This is a genomic window from Pseudomonas sp. LBUM1676, from assembly GCF_059695605.1.
This window is the reverse complement of sequence record NZ_CP166777.1, coordinates 5266918-5286376: the sequence shown is the minus strand read 5'-3', so window position 1 is coordinate 5286376 and position 19459 is coordinate 5266918. Positions and strand designations below refer to the sequence as shown.

Here is a 19459-nt window from a genome sequence, read left to right as displayed (position 1 = left end):
GTGGCGCCCTCGATTTTGTGATCGCTATAGATCCAATGTGGGAGCGAGCCTGCTCGCGAACGGCCGCGCAGCGGTCGTAAAATCTGCGACAATCGCCCCCCTGCGCCACTAGACGACTTATTGCGTACCTGATGACTGACGAATCGCCTTCTATCGACAAACTGCTGAAAAACCTCGATCACGCCATGCTCGCCGACCGCCACCGGCTGCGGCGGCAGTTGCTTGAGCTGCGCAAGAAACCTGACGAGGCCAAACTGGCCCAGTGGGTGGCGCGCATGCAGGCGTCCTGTGATCAGGTGCTGGCGCGGCGTGCCAGCCTGCCGGTGGTGCGTTATGACGACAGCCTGCCGATCGCCGCCAAGCGCGATGAAATCAAGGCGGCGCTGCTCAAGCATCAGGTGCTGATCATTGCGGGCGAAACCGGTTCGGGTAAAACCACGCAGTTGCCGAAGATCTGCCTGGAAATCGGCCGCGGCCAGCATGGTTTGATCGGCCATACCCAACCGCGCCGGATCGCTGCCCGCAGCGTGGCCAGTCGGGTGGCCGAGGAGCTGGGCACGCCGTTGGGCGCGCTGGTCGGCTATCAGGTGCGGTTCGAAGATCAAAGCGATGCCAACACCCTGATCAAGCTGATGACCGACGGCATCCTGCTGGCGGAAACCCAGAACGACCGCTACCTCGAACGCTACGACACGATCATCGTCGACGAAGCCCACGAACGCAGCCTCAACATCGACTTCCTGCTCGGCTACCTGAAAACCCTGTTGCCGCGCCGTCCGGATCTGAAAGTCATCATCACCTCGGCGACCATCGACCTGGAGCGCTTTTCCAAGCACTTCGACGACGCGCCGATTGTCGAAGTCTCCGGTCGCACTTTCCCGGTGGAAACCTGGTATCGCCCGCTGACCCTGGAGCAGGACGAAGAGGGCAACCGCGTCGAAGATGACCTGACGGTGGATCAGGCCATTCTGGCGACCCTCGACGAAATCGCCGCCTTCGAACGCAGCGAGCGCAAGAGCCCGGGCGATGTGCTGGTGTTCCTGCCAGGCGAGCGGGAGATTCGCGACGCGGCGGACATGTTGCGCAAGGCCCAGCTCAAGCACACCGAAATCCTGCCGCTGTATGCGCGCCTGTCACCGGCCGAGCAGCAGCGGATTTTTCAGTCGCACCCGGGACGCCGAGTCGTACTGGCGACCAACGTCGCCGAAACCTCGCTGACGGTGCCGGGCATTCGTTACGTGATCGACAGCGGCACCGCGCGCATCAGCCGCTACAGCTATCGCGCCAAGGTCCAGCGTCTGCCCATCGAAGCCATTTCCCAGGCCAGCGCCAACCAGCGTAAAGGCCGGTGCGGGCGGGTCGAACCGGGCATTTGCGTGCGGCTGTTCAGCGAAGAGGACTTTATCGGTCGTCCGGAATTTACCGACCCGGAGATCCTGCGCACCAACCTCGCGGCGGTGATTTTGCAGATGCTGCACCTGCGCCTGGGCGAGATCACCGACTTTCCGTTTATCGAGCCGCCGGATGGCAAGGCCATCAGCGACGGTTTCAACCTGCTGCAAGAGCTTTCGGCAGTGGACCGCAACAGCCAACTGACCCCGCTCGGTCGCCAATTGGCACGCTTGCCGGTGGATCCGCGCATGGGTCGCATGCTGCTGGAAGCGGCGAAACTCGGCAGTTTGCAGGAAGTGCTGATCGTCGCCAGCGCCATGTCGATCCAGGACCCGCGCGAGCGTCCGCCGGAACGTCAGCAAGCGGCGGATCAGGCCCACGCGCAATGGAAAGACGTGGACTCGGACTTCGCCGGGCTGGTCAATCTGTGGCGTGGTTTTGAAGAGCAGCGCCAGGCGCTGACGGCGAGTCCGTTGCGCAACTGGTGCCGCAAGAATTTCCTCAATTACCTGCGCCTGCGCGAGTGGCGCGATTCACACCGGCAGTTGAGCCTGATCTGCCGCGACATGCAACTGAGCCTCAATAAAGAGCCGGCGGATTACCCGAAACTGCACAAAGCCGTGCTATCGGGCCTGCTCAGCCAGATCGGGCAGAAAACCGAGGACGGCGATTATCTCGGTGCCCGGCAGCGCCGCTTCTGGATTCACCCATCCTCCGGGCTGGGTAAAAAGCGCCCGCAATGGTTGATGGCCGCCGAACTGGTGGAAACCACCAAGCTTTATGCGCGGATGGTGGCCAAGATCGACGCCGACTGGATCGAGCCGCTCGCCGGGCACCTGATCAAGAAGAACCACTTCGAACCCCATTGGGAGAAGAAACGCGGCCAGGTCGTGGCCTTCGAACAGATCACCCTGTTCGGGTTGATCGTGGTCGGTCGCCGGCCGGTGCATTACGGGCCGGTCGATCCAGTAGTGTCCCGCGAGCTGTTTATCCGCGAAGGGCTGGTGCGTGGCGAGATTCAGTCCAAAGCCAAATGCCTGGCGGCCAACAAACAACTGCTGGAGCAACTCGACGAACTGGAAGCCAAGGCCCGTCGCCGTGACATTCTGGCCGACGAAGAAACCCTGTTCGCCTTCTACGACGCGCGACTGCCGGCCGAGATCCACCAGACCGCGACCTTCGACAGCTGGTACCGGGTCAACAGCCAGAAAGACCCGCAGCTGCTGATCATGCGCGAAGAAGACGTGCTGGCCCGCGAAGCCAGCGAAGTCACTGCTACGCAATACCCGGACACCTTGCACATCGGCGACCTGGAACTGGCCCTCAGTTACCACTTCGAGCCCAACCATCCACGGGACGGCGTGACCCTGCGTGTGCCGGCGCCGCTGTTGCCGATGCTGCCGCCGGAACGCCTGGAATGGCTGGTGCCGGGCGTGATCGAGGCCAAGTGCATCGCGCTGGTGCGCAACCTGCCCAAGGCCCTGCGCAAGAATTTCGTGCCGGTGCCGGACTTCGTCAAAGCCGCGTTGCAGCGCATGACTTTTGCCGAAGGCTCTTTGCCCCAGGCGCTGGGCCGCGAGCTGCTGCGCATGACCGGCGCGCGGGTCAGCGACGAAGCCTGGGCCGAAGCGGCGCAGCAGGTCGACAGCCATTTGCGGATGAACCTGGAAATCGTCGACGGCCAGGGCAAGTTCCTCGGTGAAGGCCGCGACCTGGCCGAGTTGACCGCACGCTTTGCCGAGGCCAGTCAGGCCGCCCTGGCCGTGCCGCAAACCGCGAAAAGCCAGCAGCCGGTGGAGGCGAAAGTCTTTGCCGCCGTGGCTGAAAAGACTCAACAGAAAATCGCCGGGCTGTCGATGACGGTGTATCCGGCACTGGTGGAAGAGAGCGGCACGGTCAAGGAGGGGCGTTTCTCGACGCCGGCCGAAGCCGAATTCCAGCATCGTCGGGCCTTACAACGTCTGCTGATGCAGCAGCTGGCCGAGCCGGCGAAGTTCCTGCGTGGCAAGTTGCCGGGGCTGACCGAACTGGGCCTGATGTACCGCGACATGGGGCGTATCGACAGCCTGGTGGAAGACATCCTGTTGGCCAGCCTCGACAGCTGCATCCTCGACGGCGAAGACCCGTTGCCGCGCGATGGAGCCGCGCTGGCGGCACTGGCCGAACGCAAGCGCGGCGGCTGGACCGAGCACGCCGAACGGCTGGCGAAGCTGACACTGGAAATTCTCAAGCTCTGGCACGGTCTGCAAAAACGCTTCAAGGGCAAGATCGACCTGGCGCAAGCCGTGGCCCTGAACGATATCAAGCAGCAGCTCAGCCATCTGGTGTATCCGGGTTTCGTGCGTGAAACGCCGATGCCGTGGCTCAAGGAGTTGCCGCGTTACCTGAAGGCCATCGAACAGCGCTTCGAAAAACTCGGCGCCCAGGTGCAGAAGGACCGGGTCTGGAGCGGCGAACTGTCCGGCCTCTGGGCTCAATACCAGACCCGCGCCAACAAGCACGCACAGGAAGGCAAGCGCGATCCGCAGTTGGAGCTGTATCGCTGGTGGCTGGAGGAATACCGGGTGTCGCTGTTCGCCCAGCAGCTGGGGACAAAGGTGCCGATCTCCGACAAGCGCCTGAGCAAGCAGTGGGGCCAGGTCGAACCGTAAACCCGAGGCTTGTGCAATACCTGTGGGAGCGAGCTCGCTCCCACAGGTTTTTGTATTGCCTGTAGGTGGGGGGCATCCAGCAAAATGGCGCCAAAACCCAACGGTTATGGCAAACTTCGCGCCTATAAATACCGCCCCCGCGGTTTTGCGCCTCCACGGTCGCCAGCGGGCCGGAATAATGCGATGCCAGGTTTGCGTCCCTCCGGATGGGAATAGACCCTTTGTGTGTTGGTACGTCGGTGCCAACGCTTTCTGCCTGAACAGATCAGAGAAACGACCATGCATAATGTCGTCATCAGCGGCACCGGCCTGTACACCCCGGCCAACAGCATCTCCAACGAAGAGCTGGTGCAGTCTTTCAATACGTACGTCGGGCAGTTCAACGCCGACAACGCCGAGGCCATCGCCCGCGGCGAAGTCGAAGCCTTGACCGAATCCAGTGCGGCATTCATCGAAAAAGCCTCTGGCATCAAAAGCCGCTTTGTCATGGACAAGGACGGCATCCTCGACCCGCAACGCATGGCGCCACGCCTGCCGGAGCGCTCGAATGAGGAGTGGTCGGTGCTTTGCCAGATGGCCATCGGCGCCGCCGAACAAGCCTTGCAGCGTGCCGGCAAGACCGCCGCGGACATCGACGGCGTGATCGTTGCCTGTTCCAACCTGCAACGCGCCTACCCGGCCATCGCCATCGAAGTCCAGGAAGCATTGGGCATCCAGGGTTTTGGCTTCGACATGAACGTGGCTTGCTCCTCGGCGACCTTCGGCATCCAGACTGCTGCCAACAGCGTGCAACTGGGCCAGGCCCGGGCGATCCTGATGGTCAACCCGGAAGTCTGCACCGGTCACCTGAACTTCCGCGACCGCGACAGCCATTTCATCTTTGGCGACGCCGCCACGGCCGTGGTCATCGAACGGGCTGACCTGGCGACGTCCAAGTATCAATTCGACATCGTCAGCACCAAGCTGCTGACCAAGTTCTCCAACAACATCCGTAACAACTTCGGTTTCCTCAACCGCGCGGCGCAAGAGGGCATCGGTGCCAAGGACAAACTGTTCGTCCAGGAAGGCCGCAAGGTATTCAAGGATGTCTGCCCGATGGTGGCCGAGCTGATTGCAACGCATCTGCAAGAAAACCAGCTCAACGTTACTGACGTGACGCGCTTCTGGCTGCACCAGGCCAACCTCAGCATGAACCACCTGATTGTCAGAAAACTGCTGGGCCGCGAAGCCACTGAAGAAGAAGCACCGGTGATTCTCGATACCTATGCCAACACCAGTTCTGCGGGTTCGGTGATTGCTTTTCACAAGCACCAGGATGATCTGGCGGCCGGGTCGCTGGCGGTGCTCAGCTCGTTCGGCGCGGGTTACTCGATTGGTAGTGTGATTTTGCGCAAGCGTTGATTATCCCCGCAGACCTGTAGGAGCGAGCTTGCTCGCGATGGTCGTTAACGATAGTGATGGGAACCTGACACCCCGCGGCGCTCTCCGGTTTTTCGCGAGCAAGCTCGCTCCTACAGGGGGGGGTGAGGCGATAACAAAACAGCCTGGCGTTGCTGCATCGGACGGATGATGGGGACCGATGCAGCAACGCCAGGCTGTAAAAATGCAACCCGGGCGTCCTTGCCCGAGTCGTAAAACGCAAGATCAGAACTTGGCTTCTGCGTCCAGCTGCAGGGTGTTGATTTTCGAGTCCCGCAGGGTGGCGTTGGTGTAGTCGGAGTCAGCCATGAAGTACGTCGCGCCGAGGGCGAAGTTCTTGTCGATCTCGTAGCTCACTTTCAACTTGCTGCCGCGCGAACCGGTGAAACCGTTGGCGAAGTCGGAGTCTGTGAAAGCGCCGACCACGGCGTTACGTTGTATGTCGCGATAGTTGTAGTCCACGCCGAAGCCGTAGAACTTGGTTTTGACACCGGCCAGCCAGCCCATGTCCTGATCGTTGCTGGCGTCGTCATTGTTGACGATCTGGCCGTACAACGAGAGCGGCATTGGCAGACCGCCGATGTCGAGCGAGCCAAAGCCTTCGTACACTTTGAATTCTTCGCCCGCGCTGTTGCCGTTGATGGCCAGCGTAGCGGTGTCGTTGTCGTTGTCGTAGGCGTAGAGACTGCCACCCAGGGTCATTTTCAGGTTGTCGGTGATAGCGAAGCGTGCGCCCAACTGGCCAGCGTACAGACGCAGGTCGTGACGGAATTGCTTGCCTTCGCCGTCGACGTTGTCCTGGAGGGTGTAGTGGCCGGCGCTACCGAACAGCTCGGCGGTGCTGCCGAGCGGGTATTTGTAAGTCACGGCCAGGCCTTCCGGGCTGATGTCGCTATCCCAGATGATGTCGCCCATGCTTACCCAGGGTTGCGGCATCTTGCCGCCGATCAAGTGCAGATTCTTGATGGCAGTCGGGTGGTAGTCGACGTAGCCCTGGTCCAGCCAGATATCTTTCTTGGAGAAGTTGCCTTCCAGGCTCTGGTTGGTGGAGCGGGCATCGTTGTTGTTGCCAGTGGCGATACGAATGCCGGTGTCCACTTGCGGATTGATTTCGGTGTAGGCACCCAGGCGTGCACGAATCCGTTGACGATCCTGGTCGCCGCTGTTGGAAACGCCATCGTTCTTGACCGTTTCCTGGCGGAAACGCACGTCACCCTTGAACTGGGTCTTGGCGGCCCAGGCCAGTTTCTGGTCGAAGGTGCTCAGTTCAGTGGTTTTCTTCGCAGTGGCCGCGATTTGTTCGTTGGTCTCTTGTTGCGCCTGACGGGCAATCTGCTGTTCTTTCTGATCCTTGGCCAGTTCGGCCTGCAGTTCGGCGTACTGCGCTTGGGAAATCGAACCGTTGGCCTTGAGCATGTCGAGCAGTTTGGCGTCGACTGCGGCGCTGGCCGGAACACTCATGGCCAACAGAAAGCCGCCACATAGGGCTGCCGCAGTTTTCGTGGAAGCAAGACGCATATCAATCTCCGAAGATGTAAGAGGATGACTGAGCCATCCAGGACACAACCGACCCTTGAGGACGGAAAACAGTGGCCGGGTAGAACCCGACGCTCTAAAAACTGGCGCCAGTATCGCGATGGATTATTACAATGCAGTGGCAAAGTGATGGCGTCTCGATGACGGTACGAATGCACCTGAAAACCCTTTTCCAGAGCATTGCGGTCGGATAGATCGTGTGGATGGCGCCGCGATAAGCGATACTCGCGGGGCTTTCACGCTAAGAAGTGGAGAGGAAGTTGATGCCGCTGCAACGTCTGGAAAACATGTCCGATATCGCTCCGCACGCCTGGGACTCTTTGGTACCGGATAACCAGCCGTTTCTGCGCCATGCCTTTCTCGGCGCGCTGGAAGACAGCGGCAGTGTCGCCCCGCATTCCGGCTGGCAGCCCGAGCATTTGTTGCACATGGACGGTGACCGCTTGATCGCCGCGTTGCCCAGTTACCGCAAGTGGCATTCCTATGGCGAGTACGTGTTCGATCACGCCTGGGCCGATGCCTGCGAGCGTGCCGGCATCGACTATTACCCCAAGCTGCTGACCGCCGTACCGTTCAGCCCGGTCAGCGGGCCGCGGTTGCTGGCGGCCACCCTCGAAGACGGTTTTGAACTGCTCAAGAGCCTGCCCGGCTACCTTGAAATTGAACAACTCTCCAGCGCCCACATCAATTTCACCGATCCTTTCACCGACGCCGCACTGGCCGAACAACCCGGCTGGTTGCAGCGCATCGGCTGTCAGTACCACTGGCAGAATCGCGGGTATCGCGATTTTCAGGATTTCCTCGACGCCCTCAGTTCGCGCAAGCGCAAGCAGATGCGCAAGGAACGCGAGCAAGTGGCAGGGCAGGGCATTGATTTCGAATGGCTTGAAGGTCGGCAGCTGGACCAGGCGCAGTGGGATTTTGTCTATGCCTGCTACGCCAACACCTACGCGGTGCGGCGGCAGAGGCCTTATCTGACCCGGGAGTTTTTCAGCCTGTTGGCCGAACGGATGCCGGAAGCGATTCGCGTGGTGTTGGCCAAGCAGGGATCACGGCCGGTGGCCATGGCGTTCAGCCTGGTGGGGGGCGACAGCTTTTACGGTCGCTACTGGGGATGCCTGGCGGAGTTCGACCGCCTGCACTTCGAGACCTGTTTCTATCAGGGCATGGACTATGCGATTGCCAATGGCTTCCAGCGTTTCGACGCCGGGGCCCAGGGTGAACACAAGTTGATTCGCGGCTTCGAGCCTGTGATCACCCATTCCTGGCACTACTTGCGCCATCCCGGCCTGAAGGCCGCGGTCAAGGATTTCCTGCGCCAGGAGCGCGTCGGTGTGCTGGCGTATGCCGAGGACGCGCGAACCGCCTTGCCTTATCGGCAGGAATGATCAATCGATCCCGACAAACCCACCCGTCTGGTGCTGCCACAACCGCGCATATAACCCGCCATGGGCCAGCAGTTCGGCGTGGCTGCCGGTTTCGGCGATCGTGCCTTTTTCCAGCACCACCAGCCGATCCATCCGGGCAATGGTCGAGAGCCGGTGGGCGATGGCGATCACGGTCTTGCCCTGCATCAGGGTTTCAAGGCTTTCCTGGATTGCCGCTTCGACCTCCGAATCCAGGGCCGAGGTGGCTTCGTCCATGATCAGGATCGGCGCGTCCTTGAGCAGCACCCGGGCAATCGCGATGCGCTGGCGCTGGCCGCCGGACAGTTTCACCCCGCGTTCACCCACGTGCGCATCGAAACCGGTGCGCCCTTCGGAGTCCGACAGCAACGGGATGAACTCGTCCGCCCGCGCCTTGCGTACCGCCTCCCACAGCTCGGCGTCGGTGGCGTCGGGTTTGCCGTAAAGCAGGTTGTCGCGGATCGAGCGGTGCAGCAGCGACGTATCCTGGGTGATCATGCCGATGCGTTCGCGCAGGCTTTCCTGGCCAACCTCGGCGATGTTCTGGCCGTCGATGAGGATTCGTCCGCCCTGCACGTCGTACAGGCGCAACAGCAAATTGACCAAGGTCGATTTACCGGCGCCGGACGGGCCGATCAGGCCGATTTTCTCGCCGGGTTGAATCGTCAGGTTGAGGTCGCCAATGATCCCGCTCTTCTTGCCGTAGTGGAAATCCACATGCTCGAAACGGACCTCGCCCCGGGGAACGACCAAGGACTTGGCCTGCTCGCGGTCGGTCACGCTGACCGGCTGGGAAATGGACTGCAAACCGTCCTGCACCATGCCGATGTTTTCGAAAATGCCGGTGACCACCCACATGATCCAGCCGGACATGTTGACGATACGGATCACCAGGCCGGTGGCCAGCGCAATCGCCCCCACGGTGATCAGCGACTGCGTCCACAGCCACAGGGCCAGGCCGGTGGTGCAGACGATCAGCAAGCCGTTCATGCTGGTGATGACCACGTCCATGCTGGTGACCACCCGGCCGGCCAGTTGGGCTTTTTCGGTTTGGTCCTTGATCGCTTCGCGCGCGTATTGCTGTTCGAAGTTGGTGTGGGCGAAAAGCTTCAGGGTGGTGATGTTGGTATAGCCGTCGACAATCCGCCCCATGAGCTTGGAGCGGGCATCGGAGGACACCACCGAGCGCTCTTTTACCCGCGGCACGAAGTAGCAAAGGGCACCGATGAAGGCGGCAATCCAGGTCAGCAGCGGGATCATCAGGCGCCAGTCGGCTTCGGCGAACAGCACCAGCGAGCTGATGGCGTAGATCAGCACGTGCCACAGCGCATCCACCGCTTGCACCGCCGAATCGCGCAACGAGTTGCCGGTTTGCATGATGCGTTGGGCGATGCGCCCGGCGAAGTCGTTCTGGAAGAAATTCAGGCTCTGTTTGAGCACATAGCTGTGGTTCTGCCAGCGGATCAGGCTGGTCATGCTGGGGCTCAGGGTCTGGTGCACCAGCAAATCATGCAGGCCGACGAACACTGGGCGCAGGATCAGCGCGACCACCGCCATCCAGGCCAGCTCGATGCCATGTTCCTTGAAGAAGTTGACGTTGGGGGTGCCCTGGGCCAGGTCGATGATGCGGCTCAGGTAACTGAACAGCGCCACTTCGATCAGCGCGCCGACCAGGCCGACGATCAGCAGGGCGGCGAAACTCGGCCAGACCTGTTTCAGGTAATAGGAATAGAAAGGGAGAACCCGATCCGGCGGCGCCGCCGTCGGGGCGTCGCGAAAGATGTCGATCAGTTTTTCAAAACGGCGATAAAGCATCGGTTCTCCGCCCGCGCACGGGCTCTCCTTAAAAAACCATGAGCGGCGCCGCAGACCGGCGGCCGCTCAACACTCCCTGTGCATGTTGGTCTTAGTCGATGCGCTTGGCCGACTTGATGAACACAGGGTCGGCAGGCACATCTTTCATGCCACCACGCGTGGTGGTTTGCGAGTTGACGATGACGTCCACGACATCCATGCCTTTCACGACTTTACCGAACACAGCATAGCCATCGCCCTGGTCCAGGAAGTCGTTGTCCTTGACGTTGATAAAGAACTGGCTGGTGGCCGAATCCGGCACAGAGGTACGGGCCATGGACAGCGTGCCACGGACGTTATGCAGACCGTTCTTGGACTCGTTCTTGATCGGAGCCTTGGTGTCTTTCTGCTGCATCTGTTGGGTAAAACCACCGCCCTGAACCATGAAGCCCGGAATCACGCGGTGGAAGATCGTGTTGTTGTAGAAGCCGCTGTCGACGTACTCAAGGAAGTTCTTGGTACTGATCGGGGCCTTGACCGGGTCCAGTTCGATTTCGATCTGGCCGTTGGTGGTGTCCAGCAACACGTGCGGCGCCTTGGCGGGCGTAGCGGCCATCAGGTTGGCGGCAAACAGAACGGAGCCAGCGACGAGGGCGATTTTTTTCAGCATGGGTCAGTGATCCTGAGTGTGGTGGTATCGACTGCGGTGAGAAACTCGAGCAGGGTTTGGTTGAAGTGTTCGGGTTGATCCAGCGGGGTGGCGTGGCGTGAATCGGCGACCACCACCAGCCGCGCATCGGGCAGCAGTTTGACGTACGTCTCTTTCAGCGACACCGGTGTGTAGTCACGGTCGGCGCTGACGATGAGGGTTGGACAGGTAACCCTGGAAAGTCGTTCCTGCACCCCCCAGCCAATGATCGCATCGAAGCTGGCGAGATAAGCACGTTTGTCGTTTTTTGCCCAGCGTTCGGCCATTTTTTGCCGTAATTCAGCCTGCTCGGGATTGGGAAACAGCTTGGCCCCCAGGGCTTTGCCGATGGCGCCCATGCTCAGGACGTGCATCAGGCTCCAGCGCTTGAACCACTGCCAGTAATCGTCGCGGCTGCGCAACTTGACCTCGGGCGCGCTATTGACGATGCACAGGCTCTTGAGCAGCTGCGGCTGGTCCACCGCCAGTTGAAAACCGATCATGCCCCCCATGGACAGGCCGGCATAATGCACCGGGCCAAGGTTCAAATGCTCGATCAGGGCGACCAGGTCGGCACTGAACCCGGCGATGCTGTAGCGCTCGCGGGGTTTGTCGGAGCGCCCGTGGCCGCGTACATCCGGGACGATTACCCGGTAGCGCGCCGACAAGGCGGGGATCTGTTTTTCCCAGTCCAGGGTGCTGGAGCCCAGCCCGTGGACCAGCAGCAACGGCGCGCCGTGGCCATATTCCTCATAGTGCAGGTTGCAACCTTCATGTTCGAAATAGGCCATGTCTACACTCCGTGTCAGGCTTGTTCAGGGGCGGCGAAAGGCGCATCCAGCGGCGCGGTATCAAAAGTGCGCAGCAATTCGATGAGTATCTGTGTCGCCGGGCCCAAGGGTTTATCTTTGTTCGAATACAGGTAGAAGCTCGGATTACGGCTGCCGCCCTGATCCAAAGGTAGCAGCTTGAGCGTACCTTCCTTGAGTTCTCGTTCGATCATGTGTCGGGGCAACCAGGCAAATCCCAGGCCGCTGCCGACAAAGGTCGCCGCGGTGGCCAAACTGCCGACGGTCCAGCGCTGTTCGGCACCGAGCCAGCCGACATCCCGTGGCTGCTGGCGGCCGGAGTCGCGAATCACCACTTGCATCTGGCTTTCCAGGTCCTGGAAATTCAGTTCGCGATTGAGGCGGTGCAACGGATGGTCGGGGTGGGCGACCGCGACGAATTCGACGTCGCTCAGTTCCGCGCCCAGATACCCGGGAATGCTGAAGCCGGTGATGGCCAGATCGGCCACGCCTTCAAGCAAGACTTCCTCGACGCCGGACAATACTTCCTCGCGCAGACGCACCCGGCAACCGCGGCTTTGCGGCATGAACGCGGTCAAGGCGCGCACCAGACGCGCGCTGGGGTACGCGGCATCGACGACCAGCCGCACTTCCGCTTCCCAGCCCTGTTCCATGTGATGGGCCAGGTCTTCGAGCTGACTGGCCTGTTTCACCAGTTGCCGGGAACGGCGCAACAACACGCCGCCGGCTTCGGTCAGCACCGCTTTACGACCGTCGATGCGCAACAGCGGTACGCCGAGTTGGTCCTGCATGCGTGCCACGGTGTAGCTGACCGACGATTGCGAGCGGTGCAGCGCTTCGGCGGCCTGGGCGAATCCACCGTGATCGACCACGGCCTGTAATGTTCGCCATTGATCAAGGGTCACGCGGGGCGCTTTCATGAACAGCTCCTCTTGTCTAAGCTGGCAATCCCTATTGGAGACTGCTGAATGAAAAAATTCTGTTGTGTGATGCTGGCGCTGCTGCCGCTGACGGCGTTTGCCTATCCGATCGATGTGCAAAAAGAGCTGAACGGCCTGAGCATCGACTACAACGCCTATGACACCGACAGCGATATTGCTTCGATACAGGTGAACAACTACGGCACTACCGATGCGTCTTGTACGGTGCTGTTCAACAATGGTCCGGAAGCGCCGCGCACCCGCAAGATCGAAGTGCCCGCCGGCAAGCACACCAATGCCACCGCCAAGTTCACCCGTACGATCATCAAGATGCGTATCAAGCTGACCTGCACCCCGAAGTGACCTTCAGCAGGGCAGGCCAACCCCGGTATGCCCAGCTTATAAACGAATTTATTGATGGTTTATAGCAGTTATTTGCGCTTTTTCATCGATATGGTTCTGTTTAACCTTCACTCCATCGACTTACAGCATTCTCAGATGGAGGCTACATCCCATGTCCCGCGTTCTGATCATCGAAAGCAGTGCCCGTCAGCAAGACTCGGTTTCCCGTCAACTGACTCAGACGTTCATCAGCCAGTGGCAAGCCGTTCACCCCAACGATCAGATCAGCGTGCGTGACCTGGCTGTCAACCCGGTGCCACATCTGGACATCAACCTGTTGGGCGGCTGGATGAAACCCGCCGAACAGCGTAGCGACATCGAACAGGCTTCCCTGGAACGCTCCAACCAGTTGACTGACGAACTGCTGGCCGCCGACGTGCTGGTCATGGCAGCGCCCATGTACAACTTCGCCATTCCGAGCACCCTCAAGGCCTGGCTCGACCACGTGCTGCGTGCCGGCGTGACCTTCAAGTACACCGAGACCGGCCCGCAAGGCCTGCTCAGCGGCAAGCGCGCTTACGTGTTGACCGCTCGCGGCGGGATCTATGCCGGGGGCCCTGCGGATCATCAGGAACCCTACCTGCGCCAGGTCATGGCCTTCATCGGCATCCACGACGTGACCTTCATTCACGCCGAAGGCATGAACCTGGGCGGTGACTTCCAGGAGAAAGGCCTGAACCAGGCCAACGCCAGGCTTTCCCAGGTCGCCTGAGGTGTTAATCGCCAGATAATCGCTGGATGGTCTAGTGACCTGGCGCAACCCTTCAAGCCTGTACGCGCATCGACCTCCCTTTGCACTTGTTGCTCCTGAGTGCTGTAGCCCGATTGAACGCTTTAGCGAGATCGGGCTTTTTTTTACCTGGAATTTGGGAATATGCACATAACCCCTTGTGGGAGCGAGCCTGCTCGCGAAAGCGGTGTGACATTCAACAAATCTATCGACTGACGCTCAGTCTTCGCGAGCAGGCTCGCTCCCACAGGGTGAGTGTTTGCTGACAGTTCGCGATGAAGGGCAAAACCCGCTATCGTCGCCGCCATTCGAAAATGAGGCGAGCATGGGCTATCTACTTTTTGTCACGCTGATCCAGGCGTTTTCCTTCAGCCTGATCGGTGAATACCTGGCCGGGCATGTCGACAGTTACTTCGCGGTGCTGGTGCGAGTCGTGCTGGCGGGGCTGGTGTTTATCCCGCTAACGCGCTGGCGCTCGGTGGAACCGGCATTCATGCGCGGCATGCTGCTGATCGGCGCTCTGCAGTTCGGGGTGACTTACGTCTGCCTGTACCTGAGCTTCCAGGTGCTGACGGTGCCGGAAGTGCTGCTGTTCACCATCCTCACACCGTTGCACGTGACCCTGATCGAAGACGCCCTGAACCGGCGCTTCAATCCTTGGGCGCTGGTGGCGGCACTGGTGGCGGTGATTGGCGCGGCCGTGATTCGCTACGACCGCATCAATCCTGATTTCTTCATGGGCTTCCTGCTGCTGCAACTGGCCAACTTCACCTACGCGGCCGGGCAGGTCCTCTACAAGCACCTGGTGGCCCGCCACCCGAGCGACCTGCCGCACTATCGGCGCTTCGGTTACTTCTACCTCGGCGCATTGGCAGTGGTGTTGCCGGCGTTCCTCCTGTTCGGCAAACAGGACTTCTTGCCCGAAGCACCGCTGCAATGGGGCGTGCTGCTGTTCCTCGGCCTGGTCTCGACGGCGTTGGGCTTGTACTGGTGGAACAAGGGCGCGTGCCTGGTGAACGGCGGGACGCTGGCGGTGATGAACAATTTGCATGTGCCCGTCGGATTGCTGATCAATTTGCTGATCTGGAATCAGCATGAGGAACTTGGGCGGTTGTTCCTGGGCGGGTCGGTGATTCTGATGGCGGTGTGGGTCAGCCAGTTGGGAGTACGCCAGCCGGCAGTCGCACACTGAACCCTGTGGGAGCGGGCTTGCTCGCGAAAGCGGAGTGTCAGGCAGCATTGATGTCGACTGATATACCGCTTTTCGCGAGCAAGCCTCGCTCTTACAAGGGATGATGGTGCTACATGATGTGTTATTCGAATCCCGATCGAATAGGCCGTAGCCCTGAGGCGAGCCAGACCTATGATTTACCCGTTGGAGTAATTCAGAAGTGAGGAAAGCTGATCCGCCTCTGTCAAAGCCCCATGATGCCCTTTCCATAATGTTTGGTGTTTCTCCTTGATGCTTTGCACTATGCCACCCAGGCCTGTTGGATACACGATCAGATCTCCGAGGCGTTTTTCAAAGGTGGCTTCTACGGAGCAACCAAACAAACCTTTGTTGATTGCCTGCTCACGGGAGAGCACCGTGAAGTCATCGTCCAGCGTGTTTCTCCAGCGGTCCAGTACGTTACTGGCTTGGTCGTCCTGTACGTAGACGTGCCTCGCTCGGATATCGCCCGCAATCCATGCGACGCCCTCTTGCAGGTGTCGGTCGCTGTCGAAATCGAAAGTGAGTTCAGGCGAAAGGGTTGTCATGCCGTGGTCGGCAGTGATTAGCAGGCTTGTCCCTTGAGCAAGCATGCTGGCTGTCCTTGAGATCAAAGTATCGATCTGCTGCAGGCTGTTCAGCCAGGACTCTGAACCCGTGCCGTGGATATGCCCTGCATAATCCAGTTCGCCCAGATAGACGTAAATCATCTGCCGCGGTGATTTGTTCAAGACGCTATTAATTTGCAGGCTACAGTGCGAGTAGTCTGCATAGGGCGTGATTGTGGCTCCTCTGTAGATCTCTTTGCTGTAGCGGGAGTTCGCGATGTTCGCTGGGAGTATGCATTCGACATTGAGACCCAGTTCGTCGGCAATCTCCCAAGCTGTCGTTGCGGTAGGTAAAATCGGTGGTTCAGCGAGAGAAAGACTGGTTGTTTGATCTTGATAAGGGCTACCGATTATCCATGGCAGAGGTGAAAACACGGTCTGACCCTCCAGCGCAAATCGGCTGCCAACAATACCGTGCTGGCCACTTTCTTGGCCAAGTGCAAAAGAAGCGAGACTGGTCGCGGTAGTGGCTGGAAATCCGACCCTGAAAGACTGGCTGCTACCAAGCAGTGTTCGAAGGAACGGTGCTCGGGAGCGATGCTCGTCGAGCAATAGAAGCCCCAATCCGTCAACCATGAAAACGACTGTCGTGTCTGCAGGTTGCAGGTTGAAGCCCGGCTCAAAAGAAGGCACGCCCAGACTCGCCAGGATGGCTTGTGAGAGGTTAGCCAGCCCTGATTTTTGGATGTGAGAGGCATTTTGTATCGACGTGTCCATTGTCACTGGTCTCTCGAAAGAATCGCGGATGTAGCCGCGACGCTGTGCATGACGTTACGCACTACATCGGTCGTAGCCAGAAATTCGCCCTTTGTCAGGTCGCCGACAATAAAAAGTCCAGTGACTTCACTGCGACGGCTAGAAAGAGCCTGATAAGTTAACGGGTTGATAGAAATCCCTCCTGACGAGTGAGCCGTAATCGAGCCGTTTGCCAACATATTCTTCAGCAGGGGCAATTGCTTGAGATCAGCTTCTTCATAACCTACACCCCGCCCATCGATCAAATACTCGACACTCAGGCAATTGTTTTGCCCATGATAAATGTCAAAGCTTAGCTCGGTAGTTTCGATTCCACGCAGATCAGCGATAATTTGCAATTGTTGACGTTTCATCAACTGCAATATGCGTACGGCACTGACTGAAGGAAATGCCGCAAGATATGTCATCCAGGGTCCATGATATTTAGTCATGAAGGTGGCTTTATCGTCGCTGCTTAGTTTTGCCCAGAGTTTATCCACAATGGTGTAGGAGGCTAACAAAACGCTTTGCCAGAGATGATTGCCTTGCGAACAGCTTTTTAGTTCTTGATTAAGTTCCTCGGCTTGTGTCGCCTCGGTTTTTGCGAAGGCGTTCCAGTCAATGCGGTGGTTGGTGACAATCTCTACTTCTTTCTTATGGAGTGCAAGTATCGACTCCAGCGTCTGGTTTTTTTCGTCCAGCAGAGCGGTGAGGAAAGCGCTTGAATCATAGCCGGAGTGTTCAGCGATAATCTTGGGAAGCTTTCCCGCTCTGGAAGCCATGATTATTTTCCCGGTATGGCCCTTTTCCTGAAGCGCCAGAGCTGCGTCGATCGCTGTTAACCGAGACCCGATAATGCCCACCGTTGCATCAATGGGTATGTTCATGTCTTGATAAGGGGAGTGTAAAAGTCTTTTGGATGTGCTACATAACAATGGAGCCTTAGGCGCGTGCCCGATACAAATAATTACCTTATCGAAAAGTTCTTTGGTGCCGTTATCAAATTCAACGATGAATTTTCCGCCGGATGTGATGGGCGTTACGCAGGATACGGAAGTTTTAATAAGCTCGGCGTGAGTTGCATTGTTCAATGCTTTTTGCAATTGGTGGCCTACATACATGCCAAAAAGTTGCCTTGGCGGGAACTCTGACCAAGCCTCTTCGTCGTTGATGAAGGCTACTTGCCATAATGACTGGTTTTTCGCTCGCCACTCGACAAACTCTAGAGGGTTATTGGGGTTGATGCTCATGATTGACGCAGGCAGGTTTATGATGTGACTGTTGTAATGCGTGCCAAAGGCTAGCCCGGTGCCTGGTTTTCGGTTGTCGACAATAACGTACTCAAGTACAGGATTCTGTTTTTCGAGTTGAAAATAGAGTTGGTTGAAAAGGCAAACACCTGTTGGGCCGGCACCAATTTGTAGAACTCTCATTTCGACGCTCCTGCCAGCAATTTTACGGCTATCTTGTTTGCTTCCGTGCGATCGATTTTACCGCTCATGGTCATTGGTAAGTTTCTGATAAAATAAATGTTATCGTTGTGGATCGGGTAATCATCAAGATGAAAGACATGCCGAGCGATTGATTCGTGGTTGGGCGCTTTACAGTGAGTCTTGAGTTTTATCAGCAGTATTATTTTCTTGTCTGTTTCGTGCAGTGTGGCAGTGGCGACGCACTCTAATATGTCTTCATGGTCGCGCAAATGAGATTCCAATTCTGTGAGATCGATCAGTTTTCCAAGAACCTTGATCCGTGCATCGGCGCGCCCATGGAGACTGAAATTTTTGCCGTCATAAGAAGCCAAGTCCCCCGTCCGATACCATCGACCATGGCGGCCGAGAGGCAGTCGTCGTAGATATCGACCTGCTGTTCTGCTGTCATGGTGCAAGTATCCTTGGCCCACTCCAGCTCCGCCGATATACAACTCACCTATCTCATGCTGATTGGCTTGCTTGCCGTCGTTTTTCAGAATGGTAATCAGGGCGCTGGGGAACGGAACGCCAATAGGGAGAGGGGCATCATCGCGAAGATTGCCCAAGGCTTCTTTGGTTGGTTCGAAGTAAGTGCTGTCAATGGTTGTTTCGGTTGTTCCGTAAGAAAATACCAAGCGGCAATCGTCATCAATGATTTTACGGATATCCTTGAACTCTCTGGCTCGCATCACATCAGACCCGGCAATCAGCAATTTAAAACTATTCAGAATGATCCCGTTGTTCAGTGCGTAGGTATAAAGCTCTCTGAGAATGATCGGTGTAAATTCGGCGCATTCGATTTGATGAGTAACTATGAAGTTGACCAGACTTTCAGCGACTTGCTTCTCGACTGATGTAGGCACAAATATTGACGCGCCTGAACACAGCCCCCGAATCCAGTCGCCCGCGAACACATCAAAGGAAAGGCTGGCAAATTGTAGGTGCTTTTTGATGCTGTTCAACTGATAGATATCATTCCAGCTCCTGAAGGTTTCAATCAGGTTGGCGTGGCCTATAACTACTCCTTTGGGATCTCCGGTAGAACCAGAGGTGAACATGATATAGGCCAGTGGGTGATACCTTTGTGTGATGAAGGTATCGGAGGCAAGTGCAGATAGATCATTGTAATGGGCGAATTCGGGATCGTTGTCTTGCCGGGTGTATGGAAGATCAAGTGCTGAGAGAACGAGTTCAACATTAGCGACGATCAGGGTACGTTGTATCTTTGTCGGGGTCATCAGTGGGTCTATCGGGCAGTAAATGCAGCCCGCGTGCAGGCATCCCAACAAGGAGGCTAGTGCACTGCTGACGTCAGCTTGCATAATGACACTGCCTGGTTCTATGCCTTTGCTCTGAATGTAGGCAGATACCTTGTAAAGTTCGAGTTCCAATGTTTGATAGCTGACGGTTTTGTTATCCGTTACGATGGCGGCACTATCGGGGGTGGTGTGGCAGAATTTTAATATGAGATCAAGAATTGAGTCGTGATGAGTGGCGCGATGCATAAACTAATCCTTATGTTTATGGTTGTTTTTTTAGGCGAATAGTGTGTAGGCTGGTAACTTGGAAAAGCAGTAACCTGCTGCTGCACAAGGTTCCGGTTCGTGTTCTTTTCGGGGGGTAGTTGTTGCTCTTTAATGTGCGGTTGAATTACGAGGGCCGCAAAGGTCTAGCCATAGCGATTGTT

Annotated in this window: 13 protein-coding genes and 2 pseudogenes; 7 read left to right on the top strand and 8 right to left on the bottom strand. The window is 57.9% G+C overall.

Annotated features, from left to right (window positions below):
- The first annotated feature begins 131 nt into the window (after window positions 1-131).
- The 3 genes and pseudogenes from hrpA to ACA041_RS24365 form a co-directional block, all read left to right on the top strand.
- Window positions 132-4043 (top strand): ATP-dependent RNA helicase HrpA, encoded by a 3912-nt coding sequence (gene hrpA, locus ACA041_RS24375; RefSeq protein ID WP_497438144.1) that lies wholly within the window; start codon window positions 132-134, stop codon window positions 4041-4043.
- 279 nt (window positions 4044-4322) lie between these two features.
- Window positions 4323-5444, top strand: coding sequence for a beta-ketoacyl-ACP synthase III (locus tag ACA041_RS24370; RefSeq protein ID WP_497438141.1), 1122 nt, complete (start codon window positions 4323-4325; stop codon window positions 5442-5444).
- A gap of 37 nt (window positions 5445-5481) precedes the next feature.
- Window positions 5482-5559, top strand: a pseudogene (locus ACA041_RS24365) (outer membrane lipoprotein carrier protein LolA); the annotation flags it as partial.
- Between the two features lie 128 nt (window positions 5560-5687).
- On the opposite strand, the gene ACA041_RS24360 reads toward ACA041_RS24365, so the two are convergent.
- On the bottom strand, window positions 5688-6980 hold the full coding sequence (locus tag ACA041_RS24360; RefSeq protein ID WP_497438137.1) for a putative porin: 1293 nt from the start codon (window positions 6978-6980) through the stop codon (window positions 5688-5690).
- Window positions 6981-7261: 281 nt separating this feature from the next.
- On the opposite strand from ACA041_RS24360, the gene ACA041_RS24355 reads away from it, so the two are divergent.
- Window positions 7262-8386, top strand: a complete 1125-nt coding sequence (locus ACA041_RS24355) for a GNAT family N-acetyltransferase (protein WP_497438134.1) — start codon at window positions 7262-7264, stop codon at window positions 8384-8386.
- On the opposite strand, the gene ACA041_RS24350 is transcribed toward ACA041_RS24355, so the two are convergent.
- From ACA041_RS24350 to ACA041_RS24335, 4 genes and pseudogenes are all read right to left on the bottom strand, one after another.
- Window positions 8387-10219 carry an ABC transporter ATP-binding protein gene (locus tag ACA041_RS24350; RefSeq protein ID WP_497438131.1) on the bottom strand — a complete coding sequence of 611 codons (1833 nt, stop codon included), beginning with the start codon at window positions 10217-10219 and terminating at the stop codon, window positions 8387-8389.
- A 91-nt stretch (window positions 10220-10310) separates the two neighbouring features.
- On the bottom strand, window positions 10311-10868 hold the full coding sequence (locus ACA041_RS24345) for a peptidylprolyl isomerase (RefSeq protein WP_497438129.1): 558 nt from the start codon (window positions 10866-10868) through the stop codon (window positions 10311-10313).
- 3 nt (window positions 10869-10871) lie between these two features.
- Window positions 10872-11677, bottom strand: a pseudogene (locus ACA041_RS24340) (alpha/beta fold hydrolase).
- Window positions 11678-11691: 14 nt separating this feature from the next.
- Window positions 11692-12615: a PA3225 family LysR-type transcriptional regulator gene (locus tag ACA041_RS24335; RefSeq protein ID WP_064679189.1), complete on the bottom strand. Its 924-nt coding sequence runs from the start codon at window positions 12613-12615 to the stop codon at window positions 11692-11694.
- Window positions 12616-12663: 48 nt separating this feature from the next.
- On the opposite strand from ACA041_RS24335, the gene ACA041_RS24330 reads away from it, so the two are divergent.
- From ACA041_RS24330 to ACA041_RS24320, 3 genes are all read left to right on the top strand, one after another.
- On the top strand, window positions 12664-12978 hold the full coding sequence (locus tag ACA041_RS24330) for a 3-phosphoglycerate kinase (RefSeq protein ID WP_497438126.1): 315 nt from the start codon (window positions 12664-12666) through the stop codon (window positions 12976-12978).
- A 151-nt stretch (window positions 12979-13129) separates the two neighbouring features.
- A complete protein-coding gene (locus ACA041_RS24325) occupies window positions 13130-13729 on the top strand; it encodes an FMN-dependent NADH-azoreductase (RefSeq protein WP_497438122.1) in 600 nt (199 codons plus the stop codon).
- Window positions 13730-14072: 343 nt separating this feature from the next.
- Window positions 14073-14939 carry a carboxylate/amino acid/amine transporter gene (locus ACA041_RS24320; RefSeq protein ID WP_497438120.1) on the top strand — a complete coding sequence of 289 codons (867 nt, stop codon included), beginning with the start codon at window positions 14073-14075 and terminating at the stop codon, window positions 14937-14939.
- 176 nt (window positions 14940-15115) lie between these two features.
- On the opposite strand, the gene ACA041_RS24315 is transcribed toward ACA041_RS24320, so the two are convergent.
- From ACA041_RS24315 to ACA041_RS24305, 3 genes are read right to left on the bottom strand one after another with little or no spacing between them, the layout of a single operon-like run.
- Window positions 15116-16282 carry an alkaline phosphatase family protein gene (locus ACA041_RS24315; protein WP_497438118.1) on the bottom strand — a complete coding sequence of 389 codons (1167 nt, stop codon included), beginning with the start codon at window positions 16280-16282 and terminating at the stop codon, window positions 15116-15118.
- 2 nt (window positions 16283-16284) lie between these two features.
- The gene (locus tag ACA041_RS24310) at window positions 16285-17733 is read right to left on the bottom strand and encodes an FAD/NAD(P)-binding protein (protein WP_497438116.1); all 1449 of its coding nucleotides are present in this window, start codon (window positions 17731-17733) and stop codon (window positions 16285-16287) included.
- The gene (locus ACA041_RS24305; RefSeq protein WP_497438113.1) at window positions 17730-19277 is read right to left on the bottom strand and encodes an AMP-binding protein; all 1548 of its coding nucleotides are present in this window, start codon (window positions 19275-19277) and stop codon (window positions 17730-17732) included. The genes ACA041_RS24310 and ACA041_RS24305 overlap by 4 nt, the downstream gene beginning before the upstream one ends.
- Window positions 19278-19459 lie beyond the last annotated feature (182 nt).